Raw genomic sequence first — 18,264 nt, forward strand, 5'->3', positions numbered from 1 at the left:
CGGCGCCAAGCCGCGGCTCCAACTAGGGACGCGGTCCCAGTTTTCGCCAGCCATCCGCCCATTGCTGCCGCTGTTCCGGCGTCAATTCGGCGGCGATCTGCGACAGGCCCCGCTGTGCAAGATGCAACATGGTCCCGGCGGATTGCTCAAGCTCGGTCAGCGCCGCATCGAGCCTGGCCGCATCGAACGGTTCGGCTGCCAGCGCATCGGCAACGCGTACGCGAATCTCGCGCATCTTGTCGCGTTCCATCTTGAAATCAGGTCCGCGCGCCTTGAGCTTTTCACGAATGATCGGTTTAAGCTCGTGCGGCACAGTGGCCATCACCATGCCGCCACCTTTGCCTTCAGGCCCACCCATAGGTCCATGCACCCGACCGGCGATCATGCCGCCCACCAGGAACAAGTTGAGGCAAAGCGAGACAATCGCACCGCCCAGCAGCCATTTGGCCTTGGCTCCGGAAAGGGTCATCAGAAATCTCCAACATCGTTGACGGCATAGAGCACCGCCGCAATATCCATATCCGTATCTTCAGGCACGGTGGCATTTCCCCAGCCGAGCGCAAAGCCCAGCACCAGCGACAGCATGGCAGCGCTGGCAGCCATACGCGAGGGCGACAGCAACGCCATGAGCCAGGTGCCGCGCTGCGGTCCGGCGCCAATTCGCTCGGCAATGCCGGCAGGTGCTGCCTCGATCCGCAAGGCGCGGCCGAGCATTGCCTCGAATTCATCATCCTGCATGCGTTGCGTCATTGGTCCGATCCTTCCAGTCTGGCGCGGATATCCCGCTTGGCCCGCACCAGGAGCGATTCATAGGCCTTCACCGAAATCTCCATGGTTGCCGCCGCCTCGGCATTGCTGAGACCCAGCGTGTAACAAAGCGCCATGGCTTCGCGCTGTCGTTCCGGCAGCGCTGCCATGGCAGCGCGTACCCGTTGATCCTGTTCTTGCGCCAGCAGCACGGATTCAGCGCCAGGCGCCGGATCGACCACCGGCAGATCCGGGTCGAGCTGGTCAGCGCGAGGCTTGCGGCGCGCGTCGATACACAAATTCATTGTCACCCGGTAGAGCCAGGTCGAGAATTTGGCTTCGCCCGGCCGCCATGTCGATGCCTTGCGCCACGCCCTGGTGAACGCCTCCTGCGCCGCATCCTCGGCATCGGCGCGCGAACCGGTGACACGGAGCGCCAGTGAAAAGATCCGGTTGAGATGCCGCTCACGCAGTTGCGCGAAAGAGGTTCTGTCACCGGCGGCAATGCCGGAAAGCAGGCGATCGTCATCATCCGCCATAGCGGCGGAATCATCATTGGCAACACGTCGATCACTTGGTGACAAGATCAAGGCCACTCCGGAGGTGAAGACCCTGGTCCTTGGACCAGGGTCGTCCCGAGCAGCGATTATGGCCATGCCGTCGTGCATCTTGCCAGTCTCTTGGCTGTTCAGTTGTCAGCGGCAACGGGTTCAGGGCAGAACCGGTTCGACACCAGGCTGCTTCTTGCCATGCTTGCCATGCTTAGGCAGTTCGTCCTTAGCAATCTTGCCGTCCTTGTTGTCGTCAAGGCGCGCGAACATCTTATCGCCCAGAGCATTCCATTCGGCCTCCGATACCTTGCCGTCCTTGTCTGTGTCGAGACGTGCGAGCCCGTCTTTGCCATCGCCGGGCTTGCCGTCGCGCATGCTGCGCATGATGCCGAGTTCCTCGGCCGTGACGGCACCATCAGCATTCGCATCGACCTCGGCGAAGGTCATGCGACCATCCTTGGGCCATTCGGCTGCGGTCACCTTGCCGTCGCTATCGGCATCGAAGCGCTTCAGGAACCTCGCCGACATGTCGCCATGCTTGCTTTCCATCTCGGCATGATGGGCGTCCCGGAACGCCTGCATTTCGGCCTCGGATACGAACCCGTCGGTGTCCGTATCCAGGTCTTTGAAATGAGTGGCGCGCCCCGTATCGAACTCGGCACGGTCGATGCTGCCGTCCTTGTTGGTGTCGGCATTCGCCCACGGCCCCATCTCGGCCATAGCCGGGGTCACAGCCGTCAGCACCAAGCCAACGACACCGCTCAACAGCATGAGCCGATTGGATTTTTTCATCGAAAGTGTCTCCGTCATGTGGTGCCGCCCTTGCGGCTCCTTCACAACGTTACACGGCGGCCGGCGGCGAACCCTGCGCGGCCGGCTGGACGACTACATCTCGTCCTCGCCAAGGACACCATCGCCGTCGGCATCCAGGCTGGAGAACAGTTGAATGCCGTGCTCAAGATACTCATCGATGCTGATAACGCCATCACCATCGAGGTCCGTGCCCTCGAACAGGCGCGATCCACCATGCGCCATGGCCTGGCCTATCTCGTCGGGCGAGAGAGCAAAATCGCCATCGCGATCGGCTTCATTGAAGAAGCTCATGCGCGCGTTATCAAATTCAAAGCCGCTCATGCCGCCCGCATTGCCGAGCATCAGGATGTCATCCTGAGCCATTGCGGGCGCCACAGCCACGACCATAGCCATGGTCAAGGTGATCCGACGGGCGGTGCGCATGGGTCGATCAGGCATTCAAACCCTGCCGACCCATGTCGAGGAATTTTTGGCGGCGTTCGCTGCGCACCTCGTCACCGGATAGATTGTCGAACTTGGCCAAGGCGGCCTCCAGCGCATCGCCAAGACGGGTCGCCATGTCGGCCCGCGCGCGGTGAGCGCCACCGAGCGGTTCCGCGACGATCTCGTCGATGACACCCAGTTGCTTGAGGTCTTCTGCTGTCAGCTTCAGAGCGTCGGCCGCGTCCTTGGCCTGTTCCGCGCTGCGCCACAGAATCGAAGCGCAGCCTTCCGGCGAGATGACAGAATAGACGGAATGTTCAAGCATGATGATGTGATTGGCGGCAGCCAAGGCAATGGCGCCGCCTGAGCCACCTTCACCGATGATGGCTGAAACGAGCGGCACCTTGATCTTGAGGCAGGTTTCGATCGAGCGAGCAATAGCTTCCGCCTGGCCACGTGCCTATGCCTCGACACCCGGATAGGCACCCGGCGTATCCACCAGGGTAATCACCGGCAGGTCGAAGCGTTCTGCCAGTTCCATCAGGCGAATCGCCTTGCGGTAACCCTCGGGTTTCGCCATGCCGAAATTGTGCCGAACGCGGCTTTGCGTATCGTTGCCCTTTTCATGACCCATGATCACCACCGGGCGGCCGCGGAATCGTCCAAGGCCGCCCTGGATGGCACGATCATCGGCAAAGGCGCGGTCGCCGGCGAGCGGCACGAATTCGGTCACCAGAGCGGCAACATAGTCACGGAAATGCGGCCGCTCCGGATGCCGTGCCACAAGCGTCTTCTGCCAAGGGGTCAGCTTGGCATAGGTAGCTTTCAGCAGCTTCTCGGTCTTCCCCTGCAGCTTGGCGACTTCTTCGGCGATGTTGATGTCGCCACCATTGGCCACATGCTTCAGTTCGGCAATCTTGCCGTCCAATTCAGCAATCGGCTTCTCGAATTCGAGGTAGGTCGCCATTCTCGCAATTATCTCCCTGGCCGGTACCGCGGTAACCTGATGTTACTTGGCGCCGGAAATCTGACGTGCCTTGGCAAGTAGCACCTCGGCCTGACGGATAGAAGCCAAATCGATCAGGCGCCCATCCAGGGATACGGCCCCCTTGCCTTCCTTCTGGGCCTGGGCCATGGCTTCGATGATGCGCTCGGCCTTCTTCACCTCAGCCTCCGCCGGGCTGAAAATCTCGTTAGCCATGCCGATCTGCGAGGGATGGATCGCCCATTTTCCTTCGCAACCCAGCACATTGGCGCGGGCGCCGGCCGCCTTGTAGCCATCAGCGTCGCCAAAATCACCGAACGGGCCATCAACCGGGCGCAGCCCGTTGGCGCGGGCCGCCACCACCATGCGGGCAATGGCGTAGTGCCACATGTCGCCCCAATGCACATCGCGGCCACCCTTCTCGTCCTTGTCGGTCAGGATCGAATAGGCAGGATTGGCGCCACCGATATTGGTGGTCTTGGCCTTGGTCGAGGCGGCGTAATCGGCGACGCCGAAATGCAGGCTCTCATTGCGCTTGGAAGCGGCCGAGATGGCATGGACATTCTGCATGCCCAGGGCCGTTTCGATAATCATCTCGAAACCGATGCGCTTTTTGCGGCCGACAGCCGCTTCGCATTGGGTTACCAGCATGTCGACGGCGTAGACGTCTTCCGGCGTGCCAACCTTCGGGATCATGATGAGGTCCAGGCGCTCACCGCCCTGCTCGATCACGTCAACGACGTCACGGTACATGAAATGGGTGTCGAGGCCGTTGATGCGCACCGACATCTGCTTGGTGCCCCAATCGATATCGTGAAGCGCCTGGATGATGTTCTTCCGGGCCTGGGCCTTGTCGTCCGGCGCCACAGCGTCTTCAAGATCGAGGAAAATGACATCGGCAGCCGACTTTGCCGCCTTTTCAAATAATTGCGGCTGGGAACCTGGCACCGCCAGTTCGCTGCGGTTGAGACGCGCGGGTGCCTGTTCGACGATCTTGAAGCTCATCTGTTCATTTCCTGCCCTGATGGTTGACTTGTTATTGGCCCGGGGGTCGGGCTGCTGTCAATCCTTGCCTTTGCGCTGCACAATGCCTGTGCCGGGAGCGGCATTCTTTGGCCGCTCAAGGCCGAGACTTCAACAAATTCACGATCCGGCCTAAATTTTACGACTTGGTCGTGTGGATTTGGCTGATTTGGACAAAGGGTGGTGCGCCTCGACCAGTGTTTTCAACCGTTCCTGCTGGACATGGGTATAGATCTGGGTGGTGGCGATATCGGCGTGCCCCAGCATTTTTTGCAGGCTGCGCAGGTCAGCGCCATGGTCGAGGAGATGGGTTGCGAAGGCGTGGCGCAGGACATGGGGTGAAATGGCAGCCGGGTCGATGCCCGCTTTCATCCCGATCTCCTTCAGCAACTGACCAAAGCGTTGCCGGGTGAGATGCCCTTCCTTGCCGCGCGAGGGAAACAGATAGGGGGACGTGGCACCCTTTGGCAGGAACCGCTGCCGCTGGCCGAGATAGGCGGCGATGGCGACTTTTGCCGGCGGATTGAGTGGCACCAAACGCTCCTTGCCCCCCTTGCCGCAGACGGTCAAAAAAGCCTGGTCGCGCAGCATCACAGCGAGCGGCAGCTTGACCAGCTCGCTCACCCGCAATCCCGTCGCGTAGAGCAATTCGATCATCGCCAGCAGCCGTACCCCCTCGGCACCGTCGAGACCCCGGCAAATCTCGATCAGCTGTCCCATTTGCGCCTCGGACAGCAGCTTCGGCAAATGCTGGCCGAGCTTTGGCGCGTCCAGAGCAGCGGTCGGGTCATCCTTGCGCCGGCCATCTTCGACCAGGAAGCGATAGAATTGGCGCAGCGCCGACAATCGCCGTGCCTGGGTCCGGGTGGCGAGGTCCTGATCGGCCAAGTGGCCAAGATAGGCGCGAAGCTGCTCGGTGCTGGCATCGGCAAGACCCAATTGCCGACTTTTCAGGAAGCAGGCGGCATCATCGAGATCACACCGATAGGCCAGGAGGGTATTGGTAGCGGCATTGCGTTCCGCCGCCAGCATCTCGAAAAAGGCGCCAAGGGCGGCGTTCTCAGTCACGGAGTTAAATGGTCACAGGCCGGCAAGAGCGGCGATTTCGCGGGCGATGCGACGCGATTCTTCAACCAACCCCAGATCGGCGATGCTGCGCAAGGCAGCACCGAGGGTGGCTGGATCGGTGGCGATGGCGCGGTCCCCGCCAAGGCCGACGAGGGACAAGACAAGCGCCTCGCCGCGACGTTTGCCGGCGGCGGCAGCCACGATCTCGGCGCTGGGGGAGCCAAGCGGAATGATCGGTGCCGCCTGGAAACCACCTGCCACCGCAGACGCCACAGGCTGGTTGATGCCAGCAAGAAGGGCGTAGAACAAGTCGATCCGCGGATTGGTGGTACCGCTGGCCTTCGCCCAGGCCACGACTGGATCACCGCCGCCCGGCAAGCCGGCGACACGGCCGAGGAGATCGAGCCCTTCCTTTTCACCCGGCCCCGTGAAGACACCGGGATTTGCAGCAACCGTGTTCAGCCAATAGCCACCCTTATCGGCCTGGCCGGTCACAAACATGAGACGCGCTGCTTCCGGCGCAAACCAGCCAAGTTCACGGGCTGGCGCAATGTCACGGGCAAGCGGCCCGAACAAGAGCGCCTGATTGAGGTAATCGCCCCGTTGGCGTGCTTTCTTGAGGGCCGCGTCAATCACGCGCGCCTTTTGCGCCGGTGCGCCGCCGCGATAAGCAGCCTGATAGAGTTGAGCGCGCAACTCCACTGTGTCGCTCATCCCGATAGCCGTGGCGGGATCAGCGATTCCGGACGGCATCTGCATGTAGAGATCGCCCAATTCGCGATCCGGGATGAGGCCGAATTTATAGGCCTGTTCCGCCGCGGCGACGCGCTCAGGCAGGGGACGCGTGACATCCCGGGCGATCATGACGCTGCCACCAGCGCCGACCGGCACGATCGGCGCTGCACCAATGGCGTTGGGTGCCGGCATGCCGACGGTTTTCATCAGGGCAACATTGAGCGGGTCGGGAACGGCGACGGATTTGGGCACGCGCTTGGTTTCGCCATTGGCAAGGGCGGCGAGGGCAATGAAATCCTTGGTCGCGGGGTCAGGATCGTTGCGCTCGCGCATTAGATCCAGGCCGAGCGAAGCCGGATCGCTCTGCTCGCGCATGATCTGGCAGTAGATGGCCGCGCGTTGGACGAACAGGCTTGGCGCTTCAGGCCGAGCTTGAAGGGCATCCACCTGCTGGCAGGCATAGGCGGTGTCGTTGGCGAGCAGAGCCTTTTCGACAGCTTCCTGCGGATCCATCGGGCCGGTAACAGGAGTCGCCGACGCCAGGCCCATCGCGGCGTCATTGAAGCCCATTTGGTGCAGCTTGTCGGCTCGGATCGGCGTCAAGGGGTCAACGGTACCGCTGGCCCCTGCACTGGGCGCCGCTGTCGTCAGGACGCGTCGCTGCAGATCGCTGAGGGCAGGTACGCTGACCGGTGCCGGCATTTTCGGGATCAGTCCCATCAGTCGCGAGACTTCGGAGCTCTGCCACAAGTCGGCACCAAGGTCGCCGACACCAGCTGTCGCGGGGGCCGGCAGGGGTACCGTTGGGGCGGCACCCGGGAGCGCTTCCACCGCGCCAATGCCAGGCTGGGGTGCTGGCAACGGTACCTGCGCAGGTGGCTGGGTTTGAACCGGTGGCAATGGCTGTACGGGCGGCAGCGGCGCAGCCTCAATGCTATCGCCGGATGGCGGCTGGGCGGGGTTGGCCGGCTGGCTGGGGGAAGTCTGGGGAACCCCCAGCGGAGTTGGGTCGCCGGAAAGTGCCGAGACCGGCAACGGCGCACCGGTGACCATGGCCGCCAGAAGGAGAACGCTGGCCCCGAGGAAGATGGCCTTGTGGTGAGGCCGCCTCGTGGCGGTCGCGCTATTGCAGCGTAAGCCGGTCATTCGGGATCTGCAGTTCCACCTGTTGCGAGGGCGCCGGCAGCTTGTAGGTACCAAGAAAGACAACCCCGCCCGCAAGGACCAGGACGACGATGCCAATTAGGGACAGAAGTGGCTTGCTCATCTTTTAATATTCAACCGCTTAACCATTGCCCGCGACGCTACGGCCAGAATGGCAACTCGAACTGGCGGCGGGATCGTTTTCACCATGCCACAGCGCCGGATTCGAATGCTAGTTCAAATACTAAAGCAGCTTTCGGGTAGATCCGGGGTCACAAGCCCGTGACGTGGTTGCTCGGCTGGACCTTGACGCCGGGGCTAAGCGCCTGATACCCACGCCAAATGGTCGAAACATCGCCAAATAGCACCGCACACGGCCCAGCCACCGGTCCGGGAAACGGCCGGACAGCGGTCCGTGACTCCAGCGACCGAAGCCTCGACAAGGCTTTCGGCCAAAGCGTCCTTGCCCGTATCTCACGGCCGATTGTCCTGGTCGGGCTGATGGGGGCTGGCAAGAGTTGCATAGGCAAGCGGCTCGCCAGCCATTTCGGCCTGCCCTTCGTCGATGCGGATCGCGAGATTGAGGCCGCAGCCGGCTGCTCAATCCCAGATATTTTCAGCCTGCATGGCGAAAAGGCATTCCGCGATGGCGAGCGCCGTGTCATTCAACGCCTGCTCGGGAATCCCGTTCATGTGCTGGCGACTGGCGGTGGCGCCTTCGTCGACCCGACCACGCGAACCCTGGTCAAGGAGCGCGGCCTTTCCATCTGGATCCGCGCCGACCTCGATCTGTTGCTGAAGCGCGTCTCACGCCGCAACGACCGGCCACTCCTTCAGAATGTCGATCCGCGCGCGAAACTGGCCGAGTTGATCGAACTCCGACACCCCTTTTATGCTGAGGCCGACATCATCGTCGACAGTGCCGATGGCCCACCCGAGGTCACTCTCGGCCGGGTGATTGAAGCGTTGCACGACTACTTTACCAATCGCGAGGGTGCCGAGCCATGAACGCACCCGATGGTGTTCAGGGAGATCGCTCGAAACCCGATCGGTTACGGGTCGAGTTGGGACCACGCAGCTATGACATCCTGATCGGTCGCAATCTCATTGCCGCCGCCGGCGAGCATATTCTGCCATTGCTAGCCAAGCGCCATGTCGTCATCGTTACCGATGCCAATGTCGCCAAGCTTCATCTCGAATCACTAGAACACGCCTTGAATCGTGCCGACATAACTGTCGACACCATCATCATGCCGGCCGGAGAAGCAACAAAGAGTTTTGCTGAAGTCGAGCGCCTGACCGGCCTGCTACTCGACATGAAGATCGAACGCGGCACCACTTTGGTCGCCCTGGGTGGCGGGGTCATCGGCGACCTTACAGGTTTCGTGGCGGCCATCACGTTGCGCGGCATTGACTTCATTCAGGTGCCAACGACCCTTCTCGCCCAGGTCGATTCCTCGATCGGCGGCAAGACCGGCATCAACACCGCCCACGGCAAGAATCTGGTTGGCGCCTTCTACCAGCCACGCCTGGTCCTGGCTGACACTGCGACGCTTGATACGCTCAACCGCCGAGAACTGCTGGCCGGCTACGCCGAGGTCGTGAAATATGGCCTTATCGACGAACCGGCCTTCTTCAAATGGCTGGAAGCCAACGGTGTCGATGTCATTGAAGGTGACGAATTGGCACGGCGCCATGCAATCAGTGTCTCCTGTCGCGCGAAAGCCCGCATCGTCGGCGCCGACGAGCGCGAGAGCGGTGCCCGTGCGCTCCTCAACCTCGGTCACACGTTCGGCCATGCATTGGAAGCCGAATGCGGCTTCACCGACGAATTGCTGCACGGCGAGGGCGTCGCCATCGGCCTGGTGATGGCGTTCGACCTATCGGTGACGCTAGGACTTTGCCCGGCCGAGGACGCTGCCCGTGTTCAACGACATTTGGCAAGCGTCGGACTGCCCACAACGCCCGGCTCGGTGCAGGGTCGATTCTGGTCGACAGAGCGCCTGATCGAACATATGGGGCGGGACAAGAAGGTAAAGGATGGCCGCGTCGGCTTCGTGCTGGCGCGTGGTATCGGCCAGACCTTCCATCCCGCCTATGTTGATTTGGCCGAGGTTGCGGCGGTGTTGGAAACGGCTATCGGCGCATAGCGCGACTTGCGGCATTCCAGAATTCTGCACGACATTAGGGGACGAAGATGGATTCGATCCTGTTGAACCTCGGCGCGTTGATCATCCTGGTCCTGGGTTCCGCATTCTTCTCTAGCTCCGAAACGGCACTCACCGCTGCCTCCAAGGCACGGATGCTGACGCTCGCGAATCAGGGCTTCAAACGCGCTATCGTGGTCAATACCTTGCGCGGCCGAATGGAACAGGTGATCGGTACGATTCTGCTCGGCAATGCCTGTGTGAACAGCTTCATTGCCATTCTGTCAGCGCAGGTCTTTGCGCTCTACTTCGGCGATATAGGCGCCGTCTATGCCGGTATCGCGGCCACTGTCGTCATCTTTGTACTGGGAGAAGTGCTGCCCAAGACCTTCGCCATTAATCATGCCGACCGTTCGGCGCTGACGCTGGGACCGCTGGTACTTGTCCTGGTGCGGGCCACCAGCCCGATCACGCATGTGACTCAGTTGATCTGTAGCGGCCTGCTTAGGCTGTTCGGTGTAAAGGTGGTCAACGAGCCCGGCGCAGAAGAACGGATCGAGGAACTGCGCGGAGCCATTGCCCTCCATGCCGGGGCCGATGAGGAAATCCGCGAAGCGGGTCAAATGCTCCATTCAATCCTCGACCTCGAGGACGTGCCGGTTTCCGACATCATGGTGCACCGCCGCAATATGACCATGATTGACGCTGACCAGGCGATTGAGGAGATGGTCGCTGTTGCGCTGCAAAGCCCACACACACGCCTTCCCATCTATCGCGGCCAGCCAGACAACATCATCGGCGTACTGCACGCCAAGGCCTTGCTGCGTGCCGTCCAGGCGAATCAATGGAAACTGGAGGGATTGGATATCGTTGGCCTCGCCTCTGCGCCTTGGTTTATCCCGGACCAGACCAACCTGCTCGCGCAGCTTGAGGCGTTTCGCAGCCGGCGTGAGCATTTCGCCATTGTGGTTGACGAGTATGGCGCACTCATGGGCATCGTCACCCTGGAAGACATTCTTGAAGAGATCGTCGGCGACATTTCCGACGAACACGACGTCAAGGTCGAGGGAGTGGGCCTGCACCCGGACGGCAGTTTTGAAATGGATGGCACCGTCACCATCCGTGATCTCAATCGCGAATTCGGCTGGCGCCTGCCCGATGAGGAGGCCTCGACCATCGCCGGCCTCGTCCTTCATGAGGCGCAGCAGATTCCCTCCGCGGGCCAGGTGTTCGTCTTCTTCGGATTCCGCTTCCTGATATTGGAACGACATCGCAACCAGTTGACTCGAATCAAGGTAACGCCGCCGGCCGATTCGGTCGTCCCGCCCAACGGGACAAACAAGCCTCAGAAGAAGGGCGGGCACGCGGCATGACCATACCAATGAAAGCCCTGCCACACCCCGTGGCGCGCGAAGCGCTGCACACCAGACGCTATGACTTCCGCGGCTATCTGCGAGCCGACGGGCTGTTCGATATCGAAGGCCGCATGGTCGACACCAAGGACTATGCCTTTCCCAATGATTGGCGCGGCGAGGTGAAACCGGGAGAACCAGTCCACGATATGCTGATCCGGCTGACGCTCGATGATCATTTCACGGTCAAGGATATTGCCGTGGTGACCGCCGCCTCTCCCTTTTCCGTCTGCGATGCCATCACACCCGCCTTCAACATCCTCAAGGGGGCGACGATCGCCAAAGGCTGGTCGCGGACTTTACGGAGCAGCTTCGCCGGTGCGCATGGCTGCACACATCATGTCGAGATGCTGCGCGCCATGGGCACGGTTGCATTTCAAACGATCTACGGATGGCGCGAAAAGGTCAAACGTGAATCGGGCTTGAGCAAGAGTGAAGGTCCGCCTGCCGAAGCGATCCCCGGCAAACGTCCGGCATTCCTTGACACCTGCCATGCACTGGCCAGCGACAGTGAGGTCGTGAGGACCCATTGGCCGCAATTCTATGAACCGACCACCGGAGAAAAAAAGCCGGGCTGACCTGACGGCCAGCCCGGCTGTCTCATCGCATCCTGGCTCGCCTATTGGGCGGCCGAGTTCTGCCCGTCGATCGCCCTGCCATTAACCGCTTGCGGCACCGGTTGAGCGCCTGCCAGCAAACGGTTGACCAGATCGCTGCCCTCGGTGAAGCCGGCTTCTTTCAGCAATTGATCGATCACCGGAGCATTTGCCCGGTAGGACAGCAGTTGCCCCATCAGCCCGTCCATCCGGTTGCTCCCAGATTCGCCCGAGACGTTATTGCCGGGCAAGCCGCCGCCCATATCGATAATGCGCACGTCGCTGATCTTCTCCAGCGGTCGTACGGATTCGGCGATTGCGACCGGGATGATGCGCAGACGTTCGCGCATGATCTCCAACTCGATCATCGCCGCCGACAAAGCGTTGCGGGCCTCGTTGATCTTGCGCTGACCTTCGGCTTCGACCTCGTAGGTCTTGGCCTGCGCCTCGGCACGGATCAACGCCGCGTCCGAATCCGCCTTGGCGCCGGTGCGCACCGCTTCGGCTCGGTCTTCGGCAGCGCTGCGTTCGGCCTGCGCCTGTACCGTCACCTTGGTCGCTTCCTGTTCTGCCGCTTGGCGCGCCTCGAGGACGGCGATCTGCCGCTGACGTTCGGCGATCGCCACCTGTTGCGCGGTCGCCACCGATTCTTCCGCCGCAATGGCAAGGGCACGTGACTTCTCGGCTTCGGCGCGCGCGTCCGATTCCGCGCGGCTGCGATCTGCGACCGCAATTGCTCGGTCCTGATCTGCCAGTTCGATATCGCGCTTCTTGCCGATCGCCAAGGTCTCGGCGGTACGATCCGCCTCGATCTTGCGCTGCTGGATGGCCAGTTCCGCCGCAATGCGAGCCTGTTCCTGCGCCTGCTTGGCTTCCGCCTCGCGCAGGGCCACGGCCTGCTGTGTGGTGATGCGGGCTTCGTTTTCCGCGCGCTGGGCCTCGGCCTCCTTCTGCGCCGCCGCGGCGCGGGTCTCCGCCGTCTTGTTGACGATGTCGCGTTCCTGCGACAGCTCGGCCTCTTTCTTCTGACGGTCGATCTCAAGCGTTTTCTGGCGCGCTTCCAGATCCTGCTGTGCGATCGCGACCTCGGCATTGCGGACCGTGAGGTTGCGCTCCTGACGTTTGGCTTCCGTGATCTTGGTCAGCGCCGCCAAACCTTCGGCGTCGAAGGCGTTGTTCGGATTGAAGTACTTGGTATCCGTCTGGTCGAGTTTGGTCAGCGAGGCACTTTCCAGCTCAAGGCCGTTGAGCTCAAGCTCGCTTGCAACCGTCTCCTGCACACGCTTCACGAAGTCGGCGCGCTTTTCCTGCAGATCGGCGAGCACCATGGTCGCCGCTACCGAGCGCAGGGCGTCGACGAACTTAGCTTCAACGAGTTCGCGCAGCTGATCGGCTTCGTTGGTACGATCGCCGAGCGTTTGCGCCGCCAGGGCAATTGACTGCTGATCCGGCTTCACGCGCACGTAGAATTCGACGCCGATATCGACGCGCATGCGATCCTTGGTGATCATCGCTTCGGCATTTTCACGGCGCACATCGAGGCGCAGGGTCTGCAGATTGACCCAGCGGATCGATTGGAACACCGGCAGGACGATCGAGCCGCCATCAAGCACGACTTTCTGCCCGCCAAGGCCAGTCCGCACATAGGAACGGTCCTTTTCCGCCCTGGCGTACAAGCGTGCGATCACCAGGCCGATCGCCAGGATAGCGACCAGACCGATCACCGCCGGCAAGGCAACAGCAATCACCAGATCAAACATCTCAGTTCCCTCCCAATGTCGCGCGGCAACTGACCATCAGCCCCTGCCACGACACAAAACAGATTGCAGATGACAGATATGCTCTTAGACAACCAGATCGGGATCGGCCGCGATCACGAGATATTCGGTGCCGTGCCGCTCGGTCAGCAGCACGACAGCGCCGGTAGGCAGGTTGATTCCAGGCTCCGCCGCCCGTACCCAGGTCAGATGCCTGTTGCCATGGGCGTCCTTCACCAAAACGCGACCGATCTCCTGTTCGGTCACCGGCCCCAGCGAGATGGTACCAGTGAGGCCGATAAGGTCGTCGCGCGTCACTGCATAGCTTTCATCGCGTGGCACGATCCGACCGATCAAGCGGCTCACATTGCGCGTGGCGGGGATTGCCAGCACAGCCGCCGGAATGGCCGCCATGAAGGCCGGCAGGAATCCGATGGCAAGATGCGCCAAAGCCTGGATGATGTAGCCGAAGGCCGTGAATGCGCCGAGGAGGCCCATCAGCCAGACCAGCAGCGGCACACGGCCGGCATTGAGCCAGTCCCAGGCCGTGCCGAACAGACTGCCTTCACCGGCATGGACGTCGAGACCGCTTGCGGCAATTCCGCCATGATCGAGATCGGGCGTGTCCGGCGTATCAACGTCGAACAGCGCGTCAATCTTGGCCGATAGCGAGACGCCCATCAGCATGCTGACAATCTCGATCACCAGCAGACCGATCAGGATCAGGCCGGCGATCGCAAATGGCCGCGTACCAGATCCCGAAAGAAACTCCAGCACAGACCCGTCGTTCACGTGACTACCTCTCGTCGCATTGGGTTAGCCTTTTTTGTCGGCCTTCAGGCGCGCCAATCGTTCCTTGATGGCATGTTCCCGCGCCATGCGATTCAGCTCGTCGATCGCGTTGGCCTGTTCCTGGCCCGGACCGGCAGGCACGCCGCTGACGCGGGAGATTGCTGCCGTGGCCCGTTCAACCTTCGCCGCTGCGCCGTTCTTCGCCAAGCCCGCAGGGCCGGCAAGGTCGGCCTCGACATTGCGCTGCGCCTGCCGCATTTCGAGGAGGCGCTCCTCTGCCTCGCGGCGACTGGCTTTGACGGCATCCAGGGACTGGTTGAGTTGGGCGATGCGATCAGCTACATCGGAGAGGAGCCGATCAAGAACGCCGGCCTGAGCCTCGATATCCATCTGTCGCGCGATACCGCTTTCCGCGAGATCATCACGCCCCTCACCGACGGCCAAACGGATCTTCGCTTCCAGGGCTTCGCCCTCGCGCATCAATTCCTTGCGGCGGGCATCAACCCGATGCTGTTCCGCCATCGCCTTGCCAAGCTCGATGCGAACTTCGTCGGCCGCGCCGTCGATATCGCGGATCGCCTGCTCCATGACCGCCTGCGGATTGCTTTGCTCTGCCGCCGTGATGGCTGCGTGAGTCATGCCGGAGATAACGCGCCCGATCCTGTTCAAAGCACTTTCCGTCGCCATGTTCTTCTCCTTCAAGGCGGTTTCAACAAAACCCAACTCAGCAGAAATCAAGAACTCGAAGCGTGATCCAAGATCCACCAGGCGAGCTGGCGCGCTGCCGCGCCAGCTCTCGCCGTAATCCGCGACCGAGAATGGCACGATCACCCTGCCCTCCAGCGTTGCCAGCGACAGAGACTGAATGCCCCGTACCGAAAACAGCTTCTCGTCATAGGGCATGCCCTCGACGATCTGGCCCCTGCGCCGCTGCGCCCAGTCCCTGAGCGCCAGCACCACGCTTTGCGCCGGCAAATGCGACCGCGCGCGGGCCGGTTCGTAATACTGACGGTGCAAGGCGACGAGGTCGGCCGACTGCGCCTCCGGAACCGTCCCATCGAGCCAAGCGAGCAGATCGGCATAGGCCGCCAGCATGCGCCGGAGCGTCACCGCCACGTCCGCATCGGGGTGCAGAGCCAATCGGCATTGCCCGAAGGTCTTGTTGCGTCGTTTCTCGATCATTGAAAAACTATAAAGGACTCATTTTGTCCTTTTCAAGATTAATCGAAGGCAGTTTGGAGAATTTTTCGCGCTTGGAGTGCAAATGAGAATGAGGCTCGCTGTTAATCTTTGTTTGCCTGAGTGACAGGCTAATGCGCCTAAAACAGGTAAGTAAAGTCGGAGGATCTTTCAATGGCCTTCGGATTGGCCATGTCCGATTATGCTTCTCCGGGTGCCTTCACGACCAAGGCGAGGGCATGCACTGGTCCGGCCAAGTCGTCAGCCAGCACGCCGTACACCAAGCGCTGGCGGTCAACGCGGCTCTTGCCAGCGAAGGCGGCGGCCGTGATTTCAACCTTGAAATGGGTTTCGCCGCTTTCCTTCCAGCCGGCATGACCATGATGCTGGTTGGTTTCGTCGATGACGTTCAGCCACTCGGGAGCAAAGGCCGCCCGCAGCTTTGCTGTCATTCCATCGGCAACCTGTCCCATGACCTAGCCCCCTATGCCGCTGCGCCGCAGCACTTCTTATATTTTTTGCCTGATCCGCAGGGACATGGATCGTTGCGGCCCACCTGGACAACTCGGCGCGGCGGCGCCTTCGGATTGATTTCGCCATCGACATAGACCCAGCGGCCCTGCTCTCGGCGGAACGTGGCGCGTTCATGATGGATTCCGGTCTGACCCTGCCGCTTGAAGCGCGCTGTAAACTCGACCTCGCCGGTCTGGTCGTCCGGACCGCCGCCAACCACCTTCATGATTTCAAGGCCGCGCCAATCAATCTCGTCGACCATGACCTGGCCATGTTCGCGATCGAACGGCTCCGCCATGTCGCTGGCATGGGTGCTGTCGACATAGTCGAGGTTGCCCAGTTTGAACGCCGTATAGCGTGAGCGCATCAAGGCTTCGGCCGAAGGTGCCGCCGCTCCGTTGATCAAGGGTAGGCAGCACGCATCGAGTTCTTTACCTGAGCCGCAGGGGCAAATCGTCATGAGATCTGGGTCCATCAAAAAAAATTGTGTCGCGACACTAGGTTAGGCTGCGACATGTCATCCGGCTAGCGGCGCCGCCCTTGCGGGAGTGCGTCCTGCCCCTCATACTTAACTTCATGTCGAAAGAACAGACCATCCGTCACCGGCGCCGGCGCCAGTTCGATCCAGACCCGCCGCCCCGACCGACAACCTGCGATCATGCCGGCTGCCAGGAATCTGGCACGTTCCGGGCGCCGAAGTCGCGCGATCGTCTCAATGACTATTACTGGTTCTGCCTGGATCATGTGCGGGAATATAATCGCACATGGGACTATTATTCCGGCATGGGTCCTGAAGAAATCGAAAAGTCCGTGCGTTCCTCGATCGTTGGCGACCGCCCGACGTGGAAGCTGGGTCAGCGGACAGCCAGTGGCAGGCAATACAAATTCGCCGCCGGCACGCGGTTCGATCTGTTCCCGGAAGAAGTCCAGGCGGAGATCGAAGCCCGCATGGGCCAGGCGAAGCGCCAAGCCGAAAAAGAGGCACGGGCAAGGGCACGGCGCAAACTGTCTGCCGAGGAACAGGCGCTGGCGGTGTTGGACCTCGTCCCGCCCGTTGAATGGGATGCGATCAAGACGCGCTACAAGACCCTTGCCAAACAACTGCACCCGGATTCCAACGGTGGTGACAAAGTGGCCGAGGAAAAGCTGAAAGTGGTCAATCAGGCCTACAGCACGCTGAAAAGGGCCGCGATTGACTGATTTCCCCGGCCCAGTTGGCCGCTTTCATGCTTATTTGATGGGCCCAGACCCAAACCTGACACAAAGCAGGGCTGCTTTGCAGGGAATGGCCTAGTCAGCATCCTGGAATTGCCCTAAAAAGAGCCCCCTTTTGAAGACGTTAACGAGCTGACGAGCCCCACATCATGGTCACCCAGAACCTCGCCCAAGTCGACAAGGCCTCGACCCCCGATATCAACATCTCGGTCCGCCAGATGTTCGGCCTCGATTCCGACCTCCAGGTGCCGGCATTCAGCCAGCGCACCGAGCTCGTGCCCGACGTCGATGAGAGCTATCGCTTCGACCATGACACGACCATGGCCATCCTGGCGGGTTTCGCCTTCAACCGCCGCGTCATGATCCAGGGCTACCACGGCACCGGTAAGTCGACCCATATCGAGCAGGTCGCAGCCCGCCTCAACTGGCCCTGCATCCGCGTCAACCTCGACAGCCATATCAGCCGCATCGATCTCATCGGCAAGGACGCGATCGTCCTCAAGGACGGCAAGCAGGTGACAGAGTATCGTGAAGGCCTGCTGCCCTGGGCGCTGCAGCATCCGACCGCCCTCGTCTTCGACGAATACGATGCCGGCCGTCCGGACGTGATGTTCGTGATCCAGCGCGTTCTCGAAGTCGAAGGCAAATTGACGCTGCTCGACCAGAACAAGGTCATCCGCCCCCACCCGGCCTTCCGCCTGTTCGCCACCGCCAACACGGTGGGCCTCGGGGACACGACCGGCCTTTATCATGGCACGCAGCAGATCAACCAGGCACAGATGGACCGCTGGAACATCGTCGCGACCCTCAACTATCTGCCGCATGACGACGAAGTGAACATCGTCATCGCCAAGTCGCCGACCTATGACAACGAGGCCGGCCGCAAATCCGTCAATGCCATGGTCGCTTGCGCCGAACTCACGCGCGCCGGCTTCATCAATGGCGACATCTCCACCGTGATGAGCCCGCGTACCGTCATCACCTGGGCCGAGAATGCGCGCATCTTCGGCGATGTCGGCTTTGCCTTCCGCGTCTCCTTCCTCAACAAATGCGATGAGCTGGAGCGGCCGGTCGTAGCCGAATATTACCAGCGCTGCTTTGGCCAGGATCTCAAGGACGCCGCGACGCAAGCCCAGATCCGGGCATAAACGAGCGGGATCAGAGG

At 61.4% G+C, this 18,264-nt stretch carries 20 protein-coding genes and 1 pseudogene; 6 read left to right on the top strand and 15 right to left on the bottom strand.

Going from position 1 to position 18,264, the window contains the following annotated elements:
- Nucleotides 1-22 precede the first annotated feature (22 nt).
- The 10 genes and pseudogenes from IPK59_07205 to IPK59_07250 form a co-directional block, all read right to left on the bottom strand.
- Nucleotides 23-469 carry a periplasmic heavy metal sensor gene (locus IPK59_07205; protein MBK8158550.1) on the bottom strand — a complete coding sequence of 149 codons (447 nt, stop codon included), beginning with the start codon at nt 467-469 and terminating at the stop codon, nt 23-25.
- Nucleotides 469-750: a hypothetical protein gene (locus IPK59_07210; GenBank protein ID MBK8158551.1), complete on the bottom strand. Its 282-nt coding sequence runs from the start codon at nt 748-750 to the stop codon at nt 469-471. Before IPK59_07210 ends, IPK59_07205 begins: the two co-directional genes overlap by 1 nt.
- Nucleotides 747-1,286: an RNA polymerase sigma factor gene (locus IPK59_07215; protein ID MBK8158552.1), complete on the bottom strand. Its 540-nt coding sequence runs from the start codon at nt 1,284-1,286 to the stop codon at nt 747-749. Before IPK59_07215 ends, IPK59_07210 begins: the two co-directional genes overlap by 4 nt.
- Nucleotides 1,287-1,457: 171 nt before the next feature.
- Nucleotides 1,458-2,090: an EF-hand domain-containing protein gene (locus IPK59_07220; protein MBK8158553.1), complete on the bottom strand. Its 633-nt coding sequence runs from the start codon at nt 2,088-2,090 to the stop codon at nt 1,458-1,460.
- A gap of 93 nt (nt 2,091-2,183) precedes the next feature.
- Entirely contained in the window at nt 2,184-2,534 is a 351-nt protein-coding gene (locus IPK59_07225; GenBank protein ID MBK8158554.1) for a hypothetical protein, read from the bottom strand.
- A 7-nt stretch (nt 2,535-2,541) separates the two neighbouring features.
- Nucleotides 2,542-3,501: pseudogene (locus IPK59_07230) on the bottom strand (acetyl-CoA carboxylase carboxyltransferase subunit alpha).
- A 42-nt stretch (nt 3,502-3,543) separates the two neighbouring features.
- Nucleotides 3,544-4,524 carry a CoA ester lyase gene (locus IPK59_07235; protein ID MBK8158555.1) on the bottom strand — a complete coding sequence of 327 codons (981 nt, stop codon included), beginning with the start codon at nt 4,522-4,524 and terminating at the stop codon, nt 3,544-3,546.
- Nucleotides 4,525-4,674: 150 nt separating this feature from the next.
- On the bottom strand, nt 4,675-5,610 hold the full coding sequence (xerD, locus tag IPK59_07240) for a site-specific tyrosine recombinase XerD (protein MBK8158556.1): 936 nt from the start codon (nt 5,608-5,610) through the stop codon (nt 4,675-4,677).
- A gap of 12 nt (nt 5,611-5,622) precedes the next feature.
- On the bottom strand, nt 5,623-7,176 hold the full coding sequence (locus IPK59_07245) for a hypothetical protein (protein MBK8158557.1): 1,554 nt from the start codon (nt 7,174-7,176) through the stop codon (nt 5,623-5,625).
- Between the two features lie 292 nt (nt 7,177-7,468).
- Complete coding sequence (locus tag IPK59_07250) at nt 7,469-7,612, bottom strand: hypothetical protein (protein MBK8158558.1); 144 nt, start codon at nt 7,610-7,612, stop codon at nt 7,469-7,471.
- Nucleotides 7,613-7,830: 218 nt separating this feature from the next.
- Here IPK59_07250 and IPK59_07255 point away from each other — a divergent pair, with 218 nt between their 5' ends.
- From IPK59_07255 to IPK59_07270, 4 genes are read left to right on the top strand one after another with little or no spacing between them, the layout of a single operon-like run.
- Nucleotides 7,831-8,496, top strand: a complete 666-nt coding sequence (locus tag IPK59_07255) for a shikimate kinase (protein MBK8158559.1) — start codon at nt 7,831-7,833, stop codon at nt 8,494-8,496.
- Nucleotides 8,493-9,638 (top strand): 3-dehydroquinate synthase, encoded by a 1,146-nt coding sequence (locus IPK59_07260; GenBank protein ID MBK8158560.1) that lies wholly within the window; start codon nt 8,493-8,495, stop codon nt 9,636-9,638. Before IPK59_07255 ends, IPK59_07260 begins: the two co-directional genes overlap by 4 nt.
- Nucleotides 9,639-9,685: 47 nt before the next feature.
- The gene (locus IPK59_07265; GenBank protein ID MBK8158561.1) at nt 9,686-11,008 is read left to right on the top strand and encodes an HlyC/CorC family transporter; all 1,323 of its coding nucleotides are present in this window, start codon (nt 9,686-9,688) and stop codon (nt 11,006-11,008) included.
- Nucleotides 11,009-11,016: 8 nt separating this feature from the next.
- On the top strand, nt 11,017-11,625 hold the full coding sequence (locus IPK59_07270; protein ID MBK8158562.1) for a DUF2889 domain-containing protein: 609 nt from the start codon (nt 11,017-11,019) through the stop codon (nt 11,623-11,625).
- Between the two features lie 41 nt (nt 11,626-11,666).
- On the opposite strand, the gene IPK59_07275 is transcribed toward IPK59_07270, so the two are convergent.
- The 5 genes from IPK59_07275 to IPK59_07295 all read right to left on the bottom strand — a co-directional run bounded on the left by IPK59_07275 (nt 11,667) and on the right by IPK59_07295 (nt 16,344).
- A complete protein-coding gene (locus IPK59_07275; GenBank protein ID MBK8158563.1) occupies nt 11,667-13,394 on the bottom strand; it encodes a flotillin family protein in 1,728 nt (575 codons plus the stop codon).
- A gap of 93 nt (nt 13,395-13,487) precedes the next feature.
- Complete coding sequence (locus tag IPK59_07280; GenBank protein MBK8158564.1) at nt 13,488-14,192, bottom strand: DUF1449 family protein; 705 nt, start codon at nt 14,190-14,192, stop codon at nt 13,488-13,490.
- Between the two features lie 24 nt (nt 14,193-14,216).
- Nucleotides 14,217-15,374 (bottom strand): PspA/IM30 family protein, encoded by a 1,158-nt coding sequence (locus IPK59_07285; protein MBK8158565.1) that lies wholly within the window; start codon nt 15,372-15,374, stop codon nt 14,217-14,219.
- Between the two features lie 197 nt (nt 15,375-15,571).
- A complete protein-coding gene (locus IPK59_07290; protein MBK8158566.1) occupies nt 15,572-15,844 on the bottom strand; it encodes a BolA family transcriptional regulator in 273 nt (90 codons plus the stop codon).
- Nucleotides 15,845-15,855: 11 nt separating this feature from the next.
- The gene (locus tag IPK59_07295) at nt 15,856-16,344 is read right to left on the bottom strand and encodes a YchJ family protein (protein MBK8158567.1); all 489 of its coding nucleotides are present in this window, start codon (nt 16,342-16,344) and stop codon (nt 15,856-15,858) included.
- A gap of 116 nt (nt 16,345-16,460) precedes the next feature.
- Between IPK59_07295 and IPK59_07300 the strand changes: the two genes are divergently transcribed.
- Both IPK59_07300 and cobS read left to right on the top strand, forming a co-directional pair.
- Complete coding sequence (locus IPK59_07300; GenBank protein MBK8158568.1) at nt 16,461-17,084, top strand: DnaJ domain-containing protein; 624 nt, start codon at nt 16,461-16,463, stop codon at nt 17,082-17,084.
- 164 nt (nt 17,085-17,248) lie between these two features.
- Nucleotides 17,249-18,247 carry a cobaltochelatase subunit CobS gene (cobS, locus tag IPK59_07305; GenBank protein ID MBK8158569.1) on the top strand — a complete coding sequence of 333 codons (999 nt, stop codon included), beginning with the start codon at nt 17,249-17,251 and terminating at the stop codon, nt 18,245-18,247.
- The last annotated feature ends 17 nt before the right edge of the window (nt 18,248-18,264 follow it).

It is taken from the genome of Rhodospirillaceae bacterium, assembly GCA_016712715.1.
Classification (GTDB): Bacteria; Pseudomonadota; Alphaproteobacteria; order Dongiales; family Dongiaceae; genus Dongia.

Coding starts and splice junctions, on each gene's coding strand:
- IPK59_07205 (MBK8158550.1), bottom strand. CDS start 469: ATGACCCTTTCCGGAGCCAAGGCCAAATGGCTGCTGGGCGGTGCGATT.
- IPK59_07210 (MBK8158551.1), bottom strand. CDS start 750: ATGACGCAACGCATGCAGGATGATGAATTCGAGGCAATGCTCGGCCGC.
- IPK59_07215 (MBK8158552.1), bottom strand. CDS start 1,286: ATGGCGGATGATGACGATCGCCTGCTTTCCGGCATTGCCGCCGGTGAC.
- IPK59_07220 (MBK8158553.1), bottom strand. CDS start 2,090: ATGAAAAAATCCAATCGGCTCATGCTGTTGAGCGGTGTCGTTGGCTTG.
- IPK59_07225 (MBK8158554.1), bottom strand. CDS start 2,534: ATGCGCACCGCCCGTCGGATCACCTTGACCATGGCTATGGTCGTGGCT.
- IPK59_07235 (MBK8158555.1), bottom strand. CDS start 4,524: ATGAGCTTCAAGATCGTCGAACAGGCACCCGCGCGTCTCAACCGCAGC.
- IPK59_07250 (MBK8158558.1), bottom strand. CDS start 7,612: ATGAGCAAGCCACTTCTGTCCCTAATTGGCATCGTCGTCCTGGTCCTT.
- IPK59_07255 (MBK8158559.1), top strand. CDS start 7,831: ATGGTCGAAACATCGCCAAATAGCACCGCACACGGCCCAGCCACCGGT.
- IPK59_07260 (MBK8158560.1), top strand. CDS start 8,493: ATGAACGCACCCGATGGTGTTCAGGGAGATCGCTCGAAACCCGATCGG.
- IPK59_07265 (MBK8158561.1), top strand. CDS start 9,686: ATGGATTCGATCCTGTTGAACCTCGGCGCGTTGATCATCCTGGTCCTG.
- IPK59_07270 (MBK8158562.1), top strand. CDS start 11,017: ATGAAAGCCCTGCCACACCCCGTGGCGCGCGAAGCGCTGCACACCAGA.
- IPK59_07285 (MBK8158565.1), bottom strand. CDS start 15,374: ATGATCGAGAAACGACGCAACAAGACCTTCGGGCAATGCCGATTGGCT.
- IPK59_07290 (MBK8158566.1), bottom strand. CDS start 15,844: ATGGGACAGGTTGCCGATGGAATGACAGCAAAGCTGCGGGCGGCCTTT.
- IPK59_07295 (MBK8158567.1), bottom strand. CDS start 16,344: ATGACGATTTGCCCCTGCGGCTCAGGTAAAGAACTCGATGCGTGCTGC.
- IPK59_07300 (MBK8158568.1), top strand. CDS start 16,461: ATGTCGAAAGAACAGACCATCCGTCACCGGCGCCGGCGCCAGTTCGAT.
- cobS (MBK8158569.1), top strand. CDS start 17,249: ATGGTCACCCAGAACCTCGCCCAAGTCGACAAGGCCTCGACCCCCGAT.